Below are 17343 nucleotides of genomic sequence, written 5' to 3'. Positions count from 1 at the left end.
ACATTATGCCCAGGGACGCAATTCGGCGCGCTTGGCCTCGAATGTGTCGATGCTGCCAGCCTTTTCCATGGTCAGGCCGATATCGTCGAGACCGTTGAGCAGGCAGTGGCGCTTGAAATCATCGACATCAAAGGAAATCGAACCGCCATCTGGACCGTGAATTTCCTTGGCTTCGAGATCGACGGTGAGCGTCGCATTGGCGCCGCGCGAGGCGTCGTCCATCAGCTTGTCCAGATCTTCCTGGCTGACCTTGATCGGCAGAATGCCGTTCTTGAAGCAGTTATTGTAGAAGATATCGGCAAACGAGGTCGAGATCACACAACGGATGCCGAAATCGAGCAGGGCCCATGGCGCATGTTCGCGCGAGGAGCCGCAGCCGAAATTGTCGCCTGCAACGAGAATCTGTGCGTTGCGATAGCCCGGCTTGTTCAGAACGAAATCCGGGTTCTCCGTGCCGTCTTCGTTGAAGCGCATTTCGGCGAAAAGACCCTTGCTCAGACCCGTGCGCTTGATCGTCTTCAGGTAATCCTTCGGAATGATCATGTCCGTATCGATATTGACGATCGGCAGGGGGGCGGCAACGCCCGTGAGCTTGGTGAACTTATCCATGTCCTGAACCTGTCGGTTGGGAATTTGCAATTTGCAAACTGGTTTACATCAGCTTGACCGAGAGTCAACGTTTGAGGCCGAAACTGCCCAATAGGTCGCAACTCCCGACCCGTTTCGCGAAATATCCGGCGCGCTTGTCCGCGCGCCGGATAGTTCGACTGTCGGGTTATGCGCATAATCCTGTCTGGAAACCGCGTCAAGTTTTCCGGATCATGCGCCGTTGATACAGTTTGCGCAATTATCAGACATTGAGGGCGACGCCACCGGTCTCGCTGCCGGTCAGGCGGCGGGATTTGCCATCTGTGCCAACGACGATCGTATAACGCCTGCGCCGCATTGAGAGGTTCGGCGAAACCGCCACATCGATGGCCGGATCGAACTGAAGCGTGATGCGCCACAGTTCAGGCTTGATCGTTTCCTCAACGGCGATGATACGGGCATCGAACGGCGTGGTGTGAAACATGCCGGTGATGCGCTGCCCGACGCGGTAAGGCGCGGTATCGCCCTCGACGGGTGCGGTCTCCACCTTGCTGTCATTGGCGGCCAGCGTATTCCAGTCGCGTGTGCCGGACTGGCGCGCCACAAGGTCGAGTGCCTTGCCGTGGCTGATGTTGATGCCTTCCTCGCTCAAAGCCTGCCGCAGACGGCGGGCCTGATGCTTGAAGTCAGCGTTGTTGGTCCCAGCGATAATAGCTGTGGTCATTGTTTTCGCTCCTGATTGTGAGCGGCGTTTTCATGAACGGGTGCCCGCATTGCCGTTTCTGCCGTCACCGGAACAAAAACGTGAAACAGGAATGCTTTACCATGGCCAAAGGCTGCGGACGGCAGGTGCATTCCAACCGAAGGCTGGAAAATAGGCGCGTCGATACAGAATTTCAAGGGCCTGCCTGCTCGCGCTCTCGGCGCTTGCGCTGCAGGATGGTTCGGTGCACAAATCGGGGTATGAAAACTATTGTTCGTCCCCGTCGTTCTGTCCTTTTCGTTCCTGCCGCCAACGCTCGCGCTCTGGAAAAGTCTCTGACCCTGTCAGCGGATTGCGTGATCTATGATCTGGAGGATTCCGTCGCGCCGGAGGCGAAGGTCGCGGCACGCGATGCGCTGGCCGCGCATTTCGCAAGCCATCCGAAGGTTGGTTTCGAGCGGATTGTACGGGTCAATATGACGGAAACGCCGTGGGGCAAGGATGATGTCGCGGCGGCTGCGAAAATGGGTGCAGATGCAATCCTTTTGCCCAAGGTCGAACGCCCGCAAGACATAATCGACGCGGCCAACCGGCTTGATCGTCAGGATGCCGATCCGGCACTTGGTGTCTGGGCGATGATCGAAACCGCGCGTGGCATTCTCAATGCCGACGAGATTGCGGTTCTCGGACATCGTTCGGCGGTGCGGCTTGCCTGTTTCGTCGTCGGGCCGAACGATATTGCGCGGGAAACCGGCGTGCGTCCGCAACCGGGGCGGCCCTATCTCGTCCCATGGCTGATGCAGATCATTCTTGCAGCGCGCGCTGGCGGGATCACCGTTCTCGACGGTGTTTACAATGATTTTCGGGATAGCGTTGGCTTCGAGGCGGAATGCGCGCAAGGTGCCGCCATGGGGTTCGATGGCAAGACGCTGATTCATCCCGGCCAGATTGAAGCGGCTAACCGCGCATTCTCACCGACCGAGTACGAGGTGGCCCATGCCCGCGCTGTCGTTGAAGTCTTTGCCCGGCCTGAAAATGCCGAGAAAGGCGTCGTCTCACTCGACGGGCAGATGGTCGAACGTCTGCATCTCGAAATGGCCGAGCGTGTACTCGCTAAAGCGGGCGTAAAGTTATAACAGAGGAAGTAACAGCATGAAGTTATATCGTTTCATTACAGGTCCGGATGATTCCGCATTCTGTCATCGCGTCACGGCGGCGCTCAACAAGGGCTGGCTGCTCCATGGTTCGCCGACCTATGCTTTCAACGCCGCAACCGGCGTCATGCACTGCGGCCAGCCGGTGGTGAAGGAAGTCGACGGCGTCGATTACACGCCGGACATCAAGCTCGGCGAATACTGATGGCCGTCCGCCGCATCGTTGCCAATATTGCAGCCGCCGATCCTGCGGCGGCAAAGCGCTTCTACGGCGACTTGCTTGGCCTTGATGTGGCGATGGATTTCGGCTGGATCGTCACCTATGCCACGGATGCGCAGGCACGGGTACAGGTGAGCATCATGAGTGAGGGCGGGGCGGGCACACCGGTGCCCGATCTTTCCATCGAGGTCGATGATGTCGATACGGTGCTGGAGCGCGCGATCGCGTTGGGATTTCCCGTTGAATATGGCCCGGCGGATGAGGAATGGGGCGTGCGCCGCTTCTACACGCGTGACCCGTACGGTCGGCTCGTGAATATTCTAGCCCACAAGAGTTGAAAAAAGGCCGGTTTCCCGGCCTTTTGTTTTGGCTTTAGTTCAAACCGCGCTTTTCAATCATCGCGTCCGGCGTCGGCATCTTGCCACGGAATGCCTTGTAAAGCTCTTCCGGGTCGCGGCTACCGCCAGCGGCATAGATATGCTGCTTCAACTTCGCCGCTAGTTCAGGATTGAAGGCGTCGCCGGTCTCCTCGAATGCGGAGAAAGCGTCCGCATCCAGCACTTCCGACCACATATAGGAGTAGTAGCCAGCGGAATAACCGTCGCCGGAGAAGACATGGGTGAAATGCGGCGTGCGATGGCGCATGATGATCGCATCCGGCATGGAAAGCTTTTCCAGCGTCTTTACCTCGAAAGCGAGCGGATCAGCGATCTTTTCCTTACCGGTATGGAACGCCATATCCACCAGCGCGGATGAGGTGAACTCGACTGTGTTGAAGCCTGCATTGAAGGTGCGGGCCGCAAGCACCTTGTCGAGGAGCGCCTTCGGCATGGCCTCGCCGGTGCGATAATGCACAGCGTATTTCTCGAGAACGGCCGGGACGGTCAACCAGTGTTCGTAAAGCTGCGACGGCAGTTCCACGAAATCGCGCGAAACGGCAGTGCCGGAAACGGCGGGCCAGGTCACATCCGACAGAAGCCCATGCAGCGCATGGCCGAACTCGTGGAACAGCGTGCGCGCATCGTCAAGTGAGAGCAGGGCAGGTTCACCTGCCTTTGGTTTTGCAAAATTCATCACATTGTAGATGATTGGCTTCTGTCCGCCATCGAGCTTGTGGCTCGATTGGAGAGAACTCATCCATGCACCTGAGCGCTTCGAGGTGCGGGCGAAATAGTCGCCGAGGAAAAGGCCGCGTTCGCTGCCATCCGCATTGAACACCTGAAACACCCGCACATCCGGATGCCACGCAGCGATGCCCTTCTTTTCCTCGAAGCGGATGCCGAACAGGCGGCCTGCCACGTCAAAAGCGGCTTCGATGATTTTTTCGAGCTGAAGATAAGGCTTCAGTTCCGCCTCATCGAAGGCGAAGCGTTCGGCACGCAGCTTTTCAGTATAGAAGCGCCAATCCCATGGCGCAACCTTGTGATTGCCGCCATCGGCTGCGATCAGGCGCTCCAGTTCGACTTCTTCTTCATGGGCCTTGGCGCGTGCCTTGTCCCAGACGGGTTCCAGCAGGTCCATGACCGCCTTCGGCGTCTTGGCCATGGTGTCGTCGAGCTTGTAGGCGGCAAAATTGGCGTAACCGAGCAGATGTGCCTTGCGCTCGCGCAGTTCCACCATTTCGCGCACGATGTCACGATTGTCGCTTTCGCCGCCATTCTCGCCGCGCTTCGCCCAGGCATTGAACGCCTGTTCGCGCAGTTCACGATTTTCGGAGAAGGAAAGGAATGGCTCGACAATCGAGCGTGATAGCGTAACCGCCCAGGCATCCGGTTTGCCGCGTTCAGCGGCGGCACTTTGCATGGCGTTCTTCAGGAAATCCGGCAGACCGGCGAGGTCGGCTTCATCGGTGATGAACAGGGCCCAGCTTGATTCATCCTTCAGCACATTCTGACCAAAGCGCGCGCCAAGTCCGGCAAGCTTTTCATTGATGCCTGCAAGCTCCGTTTTGCCCGCCTCATCGAGCTTCGCACCGGAGCGGACAAAACCTTTCCATGTCTTTTCAAGAACGCGTTTGGTCTCGGTGTCGAGGTCCAGCATATCGCGATTTTCATAGAGCGCGTCGATGCGAGCGAAAAGCGCCGGGTCCATCATGATGCGCGAATAATGACGTGACATTTTCGGCGCGATCTCGCGTTCGAGCGCCTGGATCGTGTCGTTGCTATGCGCACCAGCGCGCATCCAGAAAATCGATGAAACGCGGTCGAGCGCCTTGCCGGTCAGTTGCAGAGCTTTCAGCGTATTATCGATGGTCGCTTCATCGGTCGCCTTCGCGATGACTTCCACTTCTGCGAGGTCCGCAGCCAACGCGGCATCGAATGCAGACGCGAAATCGTCATCCTTGAAAGCGGTGAAATCCGGCAGGCCCAGCGGTCCGCTCCATTCAGTCAGGGCGCGATTGTAAGCGGTCTTGTCGGACATGATGAGACTCCGGTTCAGATGAATTCGATATGGATCAGACTTAGGAGTTAAGTAGCAGAGGGGCAAGGGCTGGAAGGCCGCTTTCACGGTTTCCACATCGCGGGCGTCTCGCTGCCGGGGCAGGAGCTTGGAAAAAGCGTTCGACATCGTCTTGCAGGGCTTGACTTTATTGGCGACCCAGCGCAAATCACGCTCGCAGCCGAATTTCTGCGGCAGCATTTTCAACCGGAGTTTTATTCTCTTATGCCCAGCGACAGTCACAGTCGATTGTTTCAGCCGTCAAGGCAGTTCGTGATCTGATCGCTTGCGGTCGGCTTGCACGGTCTGCCTTCGACGGCGGATCGACAGAAAGGCAAGCCCATGACCGACAACAACTTCTTCCCGGAAGTACTCAATGTTGCCGACCTCCCTGCTGCTGCCATCGCAAGCCGCATTGCGGACATGCGTACCGGCGACGCAGTGGAACTCGTTAACGAACTCGATGCCGATGATGCAGTCGCCGTCATCGCGCAGCTTTCGCACGAAGATGCCATCCGTCTGCTCGACCAGCCGGAACTTCACCGTGCTACCGAAATCATCGCTACCCTGCCGCCCGGCCTCGCGAGTCTCCTGCTCGATGGTATGTCGGCGGACCGTGCAACCGACGTTTTTCAGGAACTGGAAGACGACGACCGCGCACGCCTGTTTCCCATTCTCGCGCCTGAAACCAAGGTCGCGCTGAAGAAATTGATGGGCTATCCGCCGAATACGGCGGGCTCGCTCATGACCATCGAATTCATTGCCGTGCCTTCCAACTGGAATGTTGGCCAGACGCTGGAATATATCCGCAAGGTCGAACGCACGCGCGAGACGGTTTATGCAATCTACGTGGTTGATCCGGCCAGCCGTGTTCTGTTGGGTGTGGTCAGCTTGCGCCGCCTCATCATCCGCCAGCCGGACGAACCGATTCTGTCTATCGCCCGCGACGAAGAGCCGATCACCATTTCGCCTCTCGCAAGTCGTGAGGAAGTGGCGCGCCTGTTCCGCAAGCACGACCTTCTGGCCGTACCTGTGGTGGACGAAAGCCGTCACATCATCGGCATTGTGACCGTTGATGACGTGCTCGACGCCATGACGGAAGAGGCAAGCGAGGACGCTTACCGTTTCGGCGGTATGGAGGCGCTCGACAAGCCCTATATGCGCATCGGCTTCGGCGAGATGCTGAAGAAGCGTGCGGGCTGGCTCGGCATCCTTTTCCTCGGCGAGATGCTGACCGCGAGCGCGATGCAGCATTTCGAGCTGGAGCTTGAAAAGGCTCTCGTGCTGACGCTGTTCATCCCGCTCATCATGTCATCGGGCGGTAACTCCGGCTCTCAGGCGACGTCGCTGATTATCCGCGCGCTGGCCTTGCAGGAAATCAAGCTCAAGGACTGGTGGCGTGTCGCCCTGCGCGAATTGCCAACGGGCTTGGCCCTTGGCAGCTTCCTCGGCGTCATTGGCATCATTCGCATCGCCATCTGGCAGACGCTTGGCATCTACGACTATGGCGAACACTGGATTCTGGTGGCCGCGACCGTCGGTATGGCGCTGGTCTGCATCGTGACTTTCGGCTCGCTGACAGGCTCCATGCTGCCTTTCATCCTGCAAAGGCTCGGATTCGATCCGGCCAGCGCATCGGCGCCTTTCGTCGCCACACTGGTCGATGTGACCGGTCTCGTGATCTATTTCAGCGTCGCGCTGGTCATTTTGTCAGGCACGCTCTTGTAAGGCTCGGGCATGTCGCGAAAAAAGTGGAAACCGGTTTTTCGATAACGACATGCCCAAAAAGAATTCAAAAAACTGTCAGAATGACAGTGTAAAAATGCAATGAAATTCGGGTTTTTCGGGTTAATTGGGGGGGCAGTTTCGCGCTGCCCCTTTCTAAAATGCAAAAAAACCTGTAAGAGCGCCGCATTGTTTTTCCGCGCGGGTTTGTTGGCGCGGCTCCCAACTCATATAGAAGTGATCTCCATATGGAATTGCGTAATATCGCTATTATCGCACACGTCGATCATGGCAAAACCACTCTGGTCGATGAACTCCTGAAGCAGTCCGGCTCGTTCCGCGACAACCAGCGCGTTGCAGAACGCATGATGGATTCCAACGACATCGAAAAGGAACGCGGGATCACCATTCTCGCGAAGGCCACTTCGGTTGTCTGGAAAAACACGCGTATCAACATCGTCGACACGCCGGGCCACGCCGACTTCGGCGGTGAAGTTGAGCGTATCCTCTCGATGGTGGACGGCGCTATCGTTCTCGTTGATGCTGCTGAAGGTCCAATGCCACAGACGAAGTTCGTTGTTGGCAAGGCGCTGAAAGTCGGCCTGCGTCCGATCGTTGCGATCAACAAGATCGACCGTCCGGATGGCCGTCATGAAGAAGTCATCAACGAAGTGTTCGACCTCTTCGCCAATCTCGACGCGACCGACGAACAGCTCGACTTCCCGATCCTGTACGGTTCAGGCCGTAACGGCTGGATGGCGCTGAACCCGGAAGGCCCGCAGGACGAAGGTCTGGCTCCGCTGTTCGACCTCGTGCTCAAGCACGTTCCGGCACCGAAGGTTGCTGAAGGTCCGTTCCGCATGATTGGTACGATCCTCGAAGCCGATCCGTTCCTGGGCCGCATCATCACCGGTCGTATCCATTCCGGCTCGATCAAGCCGAACCAGGCCGTCAAGGTTCTCGGTCAGGATGGTTCGTTGCTCGAAAACGGCCGTATCTCGAAGATCCTTGCATTCCGCGGTATCGAGCGTCAGGCCATTGACGAAGCCCATGCAGGTGACATCGTCGCTATCGCCGGTCTTTCCAAGGGCACCGTTGCCGACACCTTCTGCGATCCTTCGGTAAGCGAGCCGCTGGCTGCTCAGCCAATCGATCCGCCGACCGTGACCATGTCCTTCATCGTCAATGACAGCCCTTATGCGGGCACCGAAGGCGACAAGGTGACGAGCCGCGTTATCCGTGACCGTCTGCTCAAGGAAGCTGAAGGCAACGTTGCACTGAAGATTGAGGAATCGACCGAAAAGGATTCGTTCTTCGTGTCCGGTCGTGGCGAATTGCAGCTTGCAGTTCTGATCGAAAACATGCGCCGTGAGGGCTTCGAGCTTGGCGTTTCGCGTCCGCGCGTCGTCATGAAGGACGGCGAGAACGGCGAGAAGCTGGAGCCGGTGGAAGAAGTCGTCATCGACGTCGATGAAGAATATTCCGGCACGGTTGTGCAGAAGATGTCCGAACGCAAGGCCGAAATGGTCGAGCTGCGTCCTTCCGGCGGCAACCGCGTTCGTATGGTGTTCTACGCACCGACCCGTGGTCTGATCGGCTATCAATCGGAACTTCTGACCGATACGCGCGGCACGGCGATCATGAACCGTCTGTTCCACGACTATCAGCCGTACAAGGGTGAAATCGCTGGTCGCAACAATGGCGTTCTGATCTCCAACGATCAGGGTGAAGCTGTTGCTTACGCATTGTTCAACCTTGAAGATCGCGGCCCGATGATCATCGACGCTGGTGTCAAGGTCTATCAGGGCATGCTGATCGGCATTCACAGCCGTGACAACGATCTGGAAGTCAACGTGCTCAAGGGCAAGAAGCTCACCAACATCCGCGCCGCAGGCAAGGATGAAGCCGTGAAGCTCACCCCGCCGATCAAGATGACGCTGGAACGCGCTCTGTCGTGGATTCAGGACGACGAGCTGGTTGAAGTGACGCCGAAGTCGATCCGTCTTCGCAAGCTCTACCTCGACCCGAATGAGCGCAAGCGCTTCGAAAAGAGCGGCAAGTCCAGCGCTGCATAAGTTCGACAACATAAAAGAAAACGGCGCCTTCGGGCGCCGTTTTTGTTTGCACGTTTAACGTGAACTTCAGCTCTTTGGTCGATTATGAGATCAATTGGGGGCGCTGATGATATTCTCGCGTTATGAGCGATTTGTTCTGACTGTCGTTGGTGCGTTGGGCGCAATCGACATTCTTCTGATTGCCGCGAAGGGCATTCGCGTAGACTGGACAGGCTACGGAATGATCGGGGCGATCGGTCTTGGAACGATCATGCTCGGCCTGTTTTATCGCTTCGTAAGGAATGATGCCCGGATTGCGGAGACACTCATTCTGACTGCGGGCTTCATATTGTTCACACTGGTCGGGTCGGTCTTTAACTATATGTTGCTGCCGATCCATTTCCCGCGAATTGACGAATTCCTGGTCGGGGTCGATCGACTGATGGGATATGATTGGCCAAGTCTGGTCACATACATTGCGCAGTGGCCCGGTGTTTCAGCACTGTTGAAGATAGTTTACTTCACTTCTCTGCCGCAGTTGGTGATGGTTGTTCTGTTGCTCGGCTTTTCGGGGCAATCAGAAAAACTTGCTCATTTCCTGATGACTGGAATTGTAGGCGCTCTTCTCAGCATCGTGGTGTGGGCCTTTTTTCCAACATTCGGTACATCGGCTGTATGGAACCTGCCTGATGATGTTGTGAGAAGTGCAGGATTGGCTGTCGGTCCGTCCTATGGCTTGGAATTGATCCGCTTGTCGAAGGAAGGGGTAGATTATCTGACGCCAGCCAATGTGCTCGGCCTGATCGGATTCCCGTCGTTCCACACCGTCATGGCTGCCATGTCCGTGGTCTTTACATGGCGCATCGCATGGGTGCGTTTACCGGTACTCGCTCTGAATATATTCATGGTACCCGCGATCCTGCTGCACGGCGGACACCATCTGAGCGATGTCTTTGGTGGACTGGCTGTTTTCACCATTGCCTATTTTATCGCGCACTATGCGATCAACGTTCTCCGCGACGATAGGGCTGCATCAGCGCCTGCGGGACACGTGCCCGCCGCGCCATCACGATGAGCGCCACAATCGACATGATATAAGGGATCATCAGGAAAAGCTGATACGGAACGACCTTGCCGTAGACCGTCTGCAGACGCAGCTGGAAAGCATCGAAGAGTGCAAAGAGCAAGGCACCCAGAAGCGCACGAGCAGGCTTCCAAGAAGCGAAAACGACGAGCGCGATACAGACCCAGCCGCGTCCCTGCATCATCGTCGGGAAAAACGAATTGAAGGCGGAAAGCGTAAGGAACGCGCCGCCGACAGCCATGAGCGCGCTGCCGAACATGATTGTGAAAATGCGCACGCGGATCGGGTTGATGCCCTGCGCTTCGGCGGCATGCGGGTTTTCACCGGTCATGCGGATGGCAAGGCCGAGCGGCGTGCGGAAAAGCACATAACCAAGCAGGAGAGCCAGCGGAATGGCGATCCATGTGAGGGCCGTTTGGGTGCCAAGCACCTGTCCGACGAACGGAATATCCGCAAGCCAGGACGGATTGACCGGCTGGAATGGTGTGATCGTCGGCGGAGTTGAAGAGAGCGGCACCAGAAGACGAAACAGGAAATAGCTAAGGCTCGATACAAATAATGTGATGCCAAGACCGACCACATGCTGTGACAGGCCGAGCGGGACGGTGAGGGCTGCATGAAGCAGGCCGAACAGAGCGCCGGAAGCGGCGGCGGCGAGCACACCGACCCACAGGTCGGCACCATTATAGACAGTCAGCCAGCCGATCATCGCGCCGAAGGTCATGATTCCTTCGATACCGAGATTGAGCACGCCCGCCCGTTCGCAATAAAGCGCACCGAGCGTGCCGAAGATCAGTGGCGTTGCAATGCGCAGGACCGAGACCCAGAGGCCTGCGGAGAGCAGGATATCCATCAACTCGTTCATCGGGCGATCCTGTATTGTGTGAAGAACAGAGCAACCAGCATAGTCAGAAGCGACAGCGCCACGGTGACATCGGCGATGAAGCTCGGAATGCCAATGGCACGGCTCATGCCGTCGGCACCGACAAACATTGCGGCAGCAAAAAGTGCGGAGAAGATCGCGCCGATAGGATTCAAATTGGCCAACATGGCGACAATGATGCCGGAATAGCCGAAGCCCGGCGACAGATCGGTCGTGACGTAACCCTTAACGCCCATGACCTGTATTGCGCCTGCAAGTCCTGCAAGACCACCGGAAATGCAGGCGACTTTCACCAGTGTCTTGCCAAGCGGAACGCCTGCAAAACGCGCGGCTTGCGGGTTGAGACCGGCAGCCTTGGTTTCCAGCCCGAACACGGTGCGCTTTTGCACATAGGCGATGATGAGCGCAAGAGCGATAGCGATGACTATGCCAATGTGAAGCCGCATGCCCGCCATGATTTTCGGCAGCACCGCCGCATCCGGCACAGGCTCGGATTGCGGCCAGCCAAAGGCGAGGGGGTCTTTCATCGGCCCTTCGATCATCATCGAGACGATGAGCACGGCAACGAAGTTCAAGAGTAGTGTCGTCACCACTTCATCGACACCGAAGCGCAGGCGAAGCCCGAGCGGGATGAGCAGGAAAATCATGCCTGCAATCGCGCCGACCACGAGCAGCAGCGGAATGAGAATAGCGGCTGGAAGCTGCAATTGCGTCCCACAGGCGACCACCGCCAGCGCACCCATATAGAACTGGCCTTCGGCGCCGATATTCCAGAGTTTGGAGCGGAAGGCGACGGCAGCGGCAAGGCCGGTCAGCATCAGGGGTGTTGCGCGGGTGAGTGTTTCGGTGATCGAAAGCTTGTTGCCGAAAGCGCCGATGGCTATCTGGCGGAAGGATTCCAAAACCGGCGCACCGGCAGCGGCAATGAGCAGTCCGGCAAGCACAAAGGCGGTCAAAACGGCGATAATTGGTGCGGTTGCTACCAGTGCCATGGGCCGTGTTTCGCGTCTTTCAATACGCATCAGTTCAGCCCCTTCGTGAGATTAGTCTGCCATTCCCCAGCCATCATCAGGCCCAGCCGTTGCGCATTGGCTTCTCCGGCGTCAATCGGCGGCGAGAGGCGGCCCTTGACGATGGCCTGTACGCGGTCGGCAAGGCCGATAATTTCATCCAGATCTTCCGAGATTAGCAGAACCGCTGCTCCCTTTGCCCGCGCTTCCAGAATACGGGCATGAATGGCTGCGACGGCACCTTCATCAAGGCCACGCGTCGGTTGCGCCGCGATCAGAATGCGCGGAGCCGTTTCCAGATTGCGACCCAGAATAAGCTTCTGCATGTTGCCGCCGGAAAGCAGGCGAATGCGGCTATCAGGCGTGCCGCCGCGCACATCGAAATCCTTGATGATGCGGTCGGTAAATTCACGCGCAGCCGCGCGATTGACCAGAAGACCATTGGAGAACTGCGGATCACGCACGCGTTCAAGCACAGCATTTTCCCAAAGCGTCAGGTCACCGATTGCGCCTTCAGCGTTGCGATCTTCCGGGATGCGGCCAACACCTTCCGCCACAAACTGGCGCGGGTCGAATTTGGTGACCGTTTGGCCGAACATGACAAGTGAGCCACTCGCAGGCTGGCTGAGACCCGAAACGAGACGCCCAAGCGCTGCCTGGCCGTTGCCGGAAACGCCGATGATGCCGAGCGTTTCGCCAGCGCGAAGGTGAAAGCCGAGATCAGTCAAGCGTGTCGCGCCATCTTCCACCACTGTTACATTCTTTGCTTCCAGCAAGGTTTCGCCGGGCGTGGCCGCTGCACGCGAAGGGCGCGAAACACGACGGCCAACCATCAGTTCAGCGAGTTCCTCCTTCGAGGTTTCGGAGGCCTTGCGCTCAGCGACAAGCTTTCCGCCGCGCAGGACGACAACGCGGTCGGCTGCCGACATGACTTCATGCAGCTTGTGCGAGATGAAGATCAGCGACAGGCCCTGACGTGCCATTTCTTTCAGTGTCGCGAAGAGGTTTTCGGCTTCCTGCGTGGTCAGAACGGCGGTCGGTTCGTCGAGGATCAGAATGTCGGCGTCGTTATAAAGCGCTTTGAGAATTTCCACGCGCTGTTGTTCGCCGACCGAAAGATCGCCAAGCCGCATATCCGGATCGACCTTGAGGCCGAAACGCTCGGCAATCTGCGCGATCTTGGCGCGCGCAGCACCATGCGCAGATTTGAGCTTCCAGAGGCTTTCAGTGCCGGTGATGATGTTTTCCAGAACCGTGAGATTGGGCGCGAGCGTGAAATGCTGGTGCACCATGCCAACGCCCGCATCGATGGCGGCGCGGGGCTTGCCCTGCGGGATTTCTGCACCCTTGACGAAGACACGGCCCTCATCCGGCACATAATGGCCGAACAGGATATTCATCAGCGTGGTTTTGCCTGCGCCATTCTCGCCCAGGAAAGCGAGGATTTCGCCGCGCTCAAGCTTCAGCGAAATATCGTCATTGGCGGTAAGCTGGCCAAACCGCTTGGTGATGTTCTGCAGTTCAAGAACGGTCGTGGTCATATGTTCAACCCCGCAACGGGAAATCTGTGCTGCCAGCGCTGGTCCGCCTCCAGACGCTGGCCAAGGCTCAAAAGCAGCCGGTCCGCGCCCATCGGCGCTACAAGCTGCAAGGCGACCGGCATGTTGTTGGTATCCGTCGCAAAGGGAAGCGAGAGCGCCGGAAAACCGGAAATATTGGCGAGCGCTGCATAAGGTGCGAAAGCATTCATCTTCTGCCAATGTGCATCGACATCACCGTGATCCATGGGAAAGGAGCCGAGCGGCATTGGCCCGCGCGCGAGCATGGGTGTAATCAGCACGTCGATGTCGCGGAAAATCTGCCAGAGCATATGTGCGGCGCTGACAGCTCCGTTCATGGCGCGGTAAAGCGCGGTGGCTTCCATGCGCCGCCCGCGCTCCGCAACGGCGCGGGTGAGCGGTTCAAGCTTGTCTTCATCAAGGGCCAGAAAATCGATTGCAGCCGCAAGATTGACGGAAATGATACGGTCGAATGCGCGCGTGCTGGAAGCGATCAGCGGGCTGAATTCCGAAGCCGGGATTTCGCGGATTGTGTGCCCCTGTACCTCAAGGAAATGCGCCGCCTCTGCCACAACCTGCAAGCGCTCTGATGTGATTGGATAGTTTGCGAGATCGCCGGTCACTATGCCGATACGAAGGCGGTCCGGCAAATCGCCTGCCTGCATCGCCGGGTCGGGCAGAAAGCCTTCTGTTTTGCCTTCGACAAGCGGCAGTAACGCTTTCGCATCACGGACCGAGCGGCAAAGCGCAAATTCGCTCGCAATGCCTGCGAGATAATTGCCGAAATGCGGACCAGCGGGCATAGCACCGCGACTTGGTTTCAGGCCGACAAGCCCGCAGGTTGCGGCGGGTACGCGGATGGAACCACCAGCGTCGGTAGCGTGCGCAATTGCGACTATCCCGGTTGCAACCGCTGCTGCTGCTCCGCCGGATGATCCACCGGGTGAAAGCGTTTCATCGAAGGGGTGGCGTGCGGGAGGAGCTCCCGCTGGCTCGCTCGCAAGCGCCAGACCGAATTCGGGAACGGTGGTAGTACCGAAGAAATTCAATCCGGCTGCGCGTAGCCGGTGGCCGAGTTCGGAATCCATCTGAGGTGAGGCATTGAGGAATGCCTGCGAGCCGAGTCGGATCGGCAGACCGGCACAGGGCCCGCCCAGATCCTTGAACAAGGAGGGAACGCCCGCGAAGGCAGCTCTGGATGGCGCTGCATCGAATGCGATGGCACCGGCGCGGCCAAGATCGCGATCGAGATATGCAATGGCGCCCAAGGGGCGCCATTTTTCTGCTGCGTCGAGAGCGGCATCCATGGCCTGTTCGGCACTGAGGATTCCTTCCACAATCGCCTGCGCGAGCGCGGTCGCATCCTGCTGGTTCATGTCGATTGCCACGATATGCTTGCCCGTCCTAAATGATTACTTCGGTTCGGCCGGGTTCGGCTTGTACTCGAACTTGCCTTCCTTCAGTTCCACACGGCGGGCTTCCATCTTGGCTTCCGCTTCGGCAGGGGCAATGCCCTTGACGTAGATGATGTCGTTGCCGCCTTCCTTCATCAGGCTGAACGGCGTGTAATCCTTGCCGGTTGCCTGGCTGGCCTTCACGTCGGCGATAGCCGCATTCAGGATCGGGCGGAAATTCCAGATCGCATTGGCGAAGACCGTGTCGGGATAGCGCGGCGTATAGTCGATCAGCGAGCCGATGGCCTTGATACCGCGTTCCTTGGCGGCATCGGCTGTGCCGATGCGCTCACCGAACAGGATGTCGGCACCGGAGTCGATCTGGGCAAGACCGGCTTCGCGTGCTTTCGGTGGGTCAAAGAAGGTGCCAATGAACGATGCGATGAACTTCGCATCGGGACGGGTTTCCTTCACGCCATCCTGAAAGGCATTGATGAGCATGTTGACTTCCGGGATCGGCACGGCACCGACGGAGCCGAAGGTGCCGGACTTGCTCATCGCGCCTGCCAGCATGCCTGCGAGATAGGCAGATTCAAAGTTCCAGGTGCCGAAAACACCAAAATTATCGCCCTGCGGCTTGCCGGAGGAGCCCATGACGAAAGCCGTCTTCGGATAATCGCCTGCCACCTGGCGCGCTTCGCGTTCGACGGCATAGGATTCGCCGACAATCAGCTTGATGCCTTGTTCGGCATATTCGCGCATGGCGCGGGGGTAGTCGCTCGCCGAAACGCCTTCGGAAAAGACATATTCGATGACGCCTTCGTCATTTGCCTGCTTCAGTGCCTCGTGAAGGCGGGAATTCCAGGCATTTTCGACCGGCGAGGCGTGGATGCCTGCGACTTTCAGCTTTTCATCGGCCGCAAAGACGCGAGTGGTCATTGCCGTTGCGCCGAGTGCTGCAGACATTGCGAGAATGTCGCGACGGGTAAAGTTAGGTGCTTTGATGATTTTGGTCATAGGACCCCTCTTTTGTGTTTTCGGCGTGCCGGGAATGCACTGCCGGTTGCTTCGTTTTGTGTGAGCAGAATGTATGAGCAACGGTTCTATCTTTGCTCAATCTGCCTCGAATACAAGCGAATTAGGCTGCGGCCTGAAAATTAGGCATGGGGTTTCAAGCCGCGACTGTTCCGGTTCGTTCATCCGGCAATGTGCCGGGTAGGCCGAAACTGTTGAAATTGTTAGCCGATTGGCGCGTAATCAGCCCCGTCAACCGAAGACGGACGGCCTTCGAGATTGATGCGGCTTATGCGCTGCGGGGTTTCGGCGATGACCTTGCCGCGCTTCACGACCTTGAGGCGGTTTGCCTTGAGCCGCAGCGCTTCAATCGGATCGCGCGCCTGCAGCACTACGAAATCGGCATTGCAGCCCTTGGCAAGGCCATAGCCGTCGAGGCCCAGTGCCTTGGCGGAATTGACGGTGAGTGCATCGAAAACCTGTTTCTTGCCTTCGATGGAGGTCATCTGTGCGACATGGATCGCCATGTGACCGACTTCCAGCATGTCGCCGGAACCCATCGAGTACCAGGGGTCCATCACGCAATCGTGGCCGAAAGCGACATTGATACCGGCAGCCATCAGCTCCGGCACGCGTGTCATTCCGCGGCGCTTCGGATAGGTGTCCGCGCGGCCCTGAAGCGTGATGTTGATGAGCGGGTTCGGGATGGCGTTCATCTTTGCTTCCGCAATCAGCGGGATGAGCTTCGAGACGTAATAATTATCCATGGAATGCATGGAGGTGAGGTGCGAACCGGAAACGCGGCCCTGCAGGCCAAAACGCATGGTCTGCGCCGCCAGCGTCTCGACATGGCGCGACATCGGATCGTCGCTTTCGTCGCAATGGATATCGACCGGCAGCCCGCGTTCAGCGGCAATGCGGCAGAGTTCCTCCAGCGAGGCTGCGCCATCAGCCATGGTGCGCTCAAAATGCGGAATGCCGCCGACGACGTCGAGGCCCATATCGAGCGAGCGGTTGACGAGATCGACTGCGCCCGGCGAACGGTAGTAACCATCCTGCGGGAAGGCCACGAGCTGCAGGTCGATGTAAGGCTTCACCTTCTCGCGCACTTCAATCATCGCTTCAGCAGTGAGAAGGCGCGGATCGCTGACATCGACATGGCTGCGAATGGCCAGCAGGCCCTGCGAAACGGCCAGATCGCAATAACGCAGCGCGCGCTCGACCATGGCTTCAACGGTCAGCATCGGCTTCAGTTCGCCCCAGAGCGCGATGCCTTCAAGAAGCGTACCGGAACGGTTGAGGCGCGGCAGGCCGAGCGACAGGGTCGCGTCCATATGGAAATGCGGATCGATGAAAGGCGGGGTCACGAGCCGGTCGGTTGCATCGATTTCCTGAGCCGCCTGATGCTCCCCCTTGGAGGGCCCGATATCGGCAATCTTGCCGTCCTTGACCAAAATGTCCTGCTTCTCGCGACCGTCGGGGAGATTGGCGTTTCTCACGATCAAATCGAACATCG

General features: G+C 58.0%; 15 protein-coding genes. 6 read left to right on the top strand and 9 right to left on the bottom strand.

From position 1 onward, the window contains the following. Nucleotides 1–3: 3 nt before the first annotated feature. Together leuD and FG152_RS15115 are read right to left on the bottom strand one after the other, a co-directional pair. Nucleotides 4–609 (bottom strand): 3-isopropylmalate dehydratase small subunit, encoded by a 606-nt coding sequence (gene leuD / locus FG152_RS15120; protein ID WP_010658495.1) that lies wholly within the window; start codon nt 607–609, stop codon nt 4–6. A 241-nt stretch (nt 610–850) separates the two neighbouring features. Beyond that, the gene (locus tag FG152_RS15115) at nt 851–1312 is read right to left on the bottom strand and encodes a glyoxalase superfamily protein (RefSeq protein ID WP_010658496.1); all 462 of its coding nucleotides are present in this window, start codon (nt 1310–1312) and stop codon (nt 851–853) included. Nucleotides 1313–1551: 239 nt separating this feature from the next. Here FG152_RS15115 and FG152_RS15110 point away from each other — a divergent pair, with 239 nt between their 5' ends. From FG152_RS15110 to FG152_RS15100, 3 genes are read left to right on the top strand one after another with little or no spacing between them, the layout of a single operon-like run. Next, complete coding sequence (locus FG152_RS15110; protein ID WP_010658497.1) at nt 1552–2427, top strand: HpcH/HpaI aldolase/citrate lyase family protein; 876 nt, start codon at nt 1552–1554, stop codon at nt 2425–2427. Nucleotides 2428–2443: 16 nt separating this feature from the next. After that, entirely contained in the window at nt 2444–2650 is a 207-nt protein-coding gene (locus FG152_RS15105; RefSeq protein WP_010658498.1) for a DUF1737 domain-containing protein, read from the top strand. Continuing rightward, the gene (locus FG152_RS15100; RefSeq protein ID WP_010658499.1) at nt 2650–3003 is read left to right on the top strand and encodes a VOC family protein; all 354 of its coding nucleotides are present in this window, start codon (nt 2650–2652) and stop codon (nt 3001–3003) included. Before FG152_RS15105 ends, FG152_RS15100 begins: the two co-directional genes overlap by 1 nt. A gap of 34 nt (nt 3004–3037) precedes the next feature. Here FG152_RS15100 and FG152_RS15095 read toward each other — a convergent pair whose 3' ends face one another. Further along, nucleotides 3038–5086, bottom strand: a complete 2049-nt coding sequence (locus FG152_RS15095; protein WP_105529300.1) for a M3 family metallopeptidase — start codon at nt 5084–5086, stop codon at nt 3038–3040. A gap of 360 nt (nt 5087–5446) precedes the next feature. Between FG152_RS15095 and mgtE the strand changes: the two genes are divergently transcribed. The 3 genes from mgtE (at nt 5447) to FG152_RS15080 (ending at nt 9958) form a co-directional block, all read left to right on the top strand. After that, a complete protein-coding gene (mgtE, locus tag FG152_RS15090; protein WP_010658501.1) occupies nt 5447–6832 on the top strand; it encodes a magnesium transporter in 1386 nt (461 codons plus the stop codon). Nucleotides 6833–7077: 245 nt separating this feature from the next. Continuing rightward, nucleotides 7078–8904 (top strand): translational GTPase TypA, encoded by a 1827-nt coding sequence (gene typA, locus FG152_RS15085; protein WP_010658502.1) that lies wholly within the window; start codon nt 7078–7080, stop codon nt 8902–8904. A 106-nt stretch (nt 8905–9010) separates the two neighbouring features. Further along, complete coding sequence (locus tag FG152_RS15080; RefSeq protein ID WP_010658503.1) at nt 9011–9958, top strand: phosphatase PAP2 family protein; 948 nt, start codon at nt 9011–9013, stop codon at nt 9956–9958. On the opposite strand, the gene FG152_RS15075 is transcribed toward FG152_RS15080, so the two are convergent. The 6 genes from FG152_RS15075 to FG152_RS15050 form a co-directional block, all read right to left on the bottom strand. Next, nucleotides 9888–10832: an ABC transporter permease gene (locus FG152_RS15075; RefSeq protein WP_010658504.1), complete on the bottom strand. Its 945-nt coding sequence runs from the start codon at nt 10830–10832 to the stop codon at nt 9888–9890. The genes FG152_RS15080 and FG152_RS15075 overlap by 71 nt on opposite strands. Continuing rightward, entirely contained in the window at nt 10829–11872 is a 1044-nt protein-coding gene (locus FG152_RS15070) for an ABC transporter permease (protein WP_010658505.1), read from the bottom strand. Before FG152_RS15070 ends, FG152_RS15075 begins: the two co-directional genes overlap by 4 nt. Then, nucleotides 11872–13401 (bottom strand): ABC transporter ATP-binding protein, encoded by a 1530-nt coding sequence (locus FG152_RS15065; RefSeq protein WP_010658506.1) that lies wholly within the window; start codon nt 13399–13401, stop codon nt 11872–11874. Before FG152_RS15065 ends, FG152_RS15070 begins: the two co-directional genes overlap by 1 nt. Next, on the bottom strand, nt 13398–14795 hold the full coding sequence (locus tag FG152_RS15060; RefSeq protein WP_036563440.1) for an amidase: 1398 nt from the start codon (nt 14793–14795) through the stop codon (nt 13398–13400). The genes FG152_RS15065 and FG152_RS15060 overlap by 4 nt, the downstream gene beginning before the upstream one ends. 36 nt (nt 14796–14831) lie before the next feature. Beyond that, entirely contained in the window at nt 14832–15830 is a 999-nt protein-coding gene (locus FG152_RS15055) for a BMP family protein (protein ID WP_010658508.1), read from the bottom strand. Nucleotides 15831–16051: 221 nt separating this feature from the next. Continuing rightward, nucleotides 16052–17341, bottom strand: coding sequence for an amidohydrolase family protein (locus FG152_RS15050; RefSeq protein ID WP_010658509.1), 1290 nt, complete (start codon nt 17339–17341; stop codon nt 16052–16054). Nucleotides 17342–17343 lie beyond the last annotated feature (2 nt).

Source organism: Ochrobactrum sp. XJ1 (genome assembly GCF_024701725.1).
Taxonomy (GTDB): Bacteria; Pseudomonadota; Alphaproteobacteria; order Rhizobiales; family Rhizobiaceae; genus Brucella; species Brucella anthropi.
This window is presented reverse-complemented; position numbering and strand designations above follow the sequence as displayed.

Excerpts from the sequence above, each read along its gene's own strand:
- typA (WP_010658502.1), top strand. The coding sequence starts at position 7,078 with ATGGAATTGCGTAATATCGCTATTATCGCACACGTCGATCATGGCAAA.
- FG152_RS15080 (WP_010658503.1), top strand. The coding sequence starts at position 9,011 with ATGATATTCTCGCGTTATGAGCGATTTGTTCTGACTGTCGTTGGTGCG.
- FG152_RS15105 (WP_010658498.1), top strand. The coding sequence starts at position 2,444 with ATGAAGTTATATCGTTTCATTACAGGTCCGGATGATTCCGCATTCTGT.
- mgtE (WP_010658501.1), top strand. The coding sequence starts at position 5,447 with ATGACCGACAACAACTTCTTCCCGGAAGTACTCAATGTTGCCGACCTC.
- FG152_RS15100 (WP_010658499.1), top strand. The coding sequence starts at position 2,650 with ATGGCCGTCCGCCGCATCGTTGCCAATATTGCAGCCGCCGATCCTGCG.
- FG152_RS15115 (WP_010658496.1), bottom strand. The coding sequence starts at position 1,312 with ATGACCACAGCTATTATCGCTGGGACCAACAACGCTGACTTCAAGCAT.
- leuD (WP_010658495.1), bottom strand. The coding sequence starts at position 609 with ATGGATAAGTTCACCAAGCTCACGGGCGTTGCCGCCCCCCTGCCGATC.
- FG152_RS15065 (WP_010658506.1), bottom strand. The coding sequence starts at position 13,401 with ATGACCACGACCGTTCTTGAACTGCAGAACATCACCAAGCGGTTTGGC.
- FG152_RS15110 (WP_010658497.1), top strand. The coding sequence starts at position 1,552 with ATGAAAACTATTGTTCGTCCCCGTCGTTCTGTCCTTTTCGTTCCTGCC.
- FG152_RS15075 (WP_010658504.1), bottom strand. The coding sequence starts at position 10,832 with ATGAACGAGTTGATGGATATCCTGCTCTCCGCAGGCCTCTGGGTCTCG.
- FG152_RS15070 (WP_010658505.1), bottom strand. The coding sequence starts at position 11,872 with ATGCGTATTGAAAGACGCGAAACACGGCCCATGGCACTGGTAGCAACC.
- FG152_RS15095 (WP_105529300.1), bottom strand. The coding sequence starts at position 5,086 with ATGTCCGACAAGACCGCTTACAATCGCGCCCTGACTGAATGGAGCGGA.
- FG152_RS15050 (WP_010658509.1), bottom strand. The coding sequence starts at position 17,341 with ATGTTCGATTTGATCGTGAGAAACGCCAATCTCCCCGACGGTCGCGAG.
- FG152_RS15060 (WP_036563440.1), bottom strand. The coding sequence starts at position 14,795 with ATGAACCAGCAGGATGCGACCGCGCTCGCGCAGGCGATTGTGGAAGGA.
- FG152_RS15055 (WP_010658508.1), bottom strand. The coding sequence starts at position 15,830 with ATGACCAAAATCATCAAAGCACCTAACTTTACCCGTCGCGACATTCTC.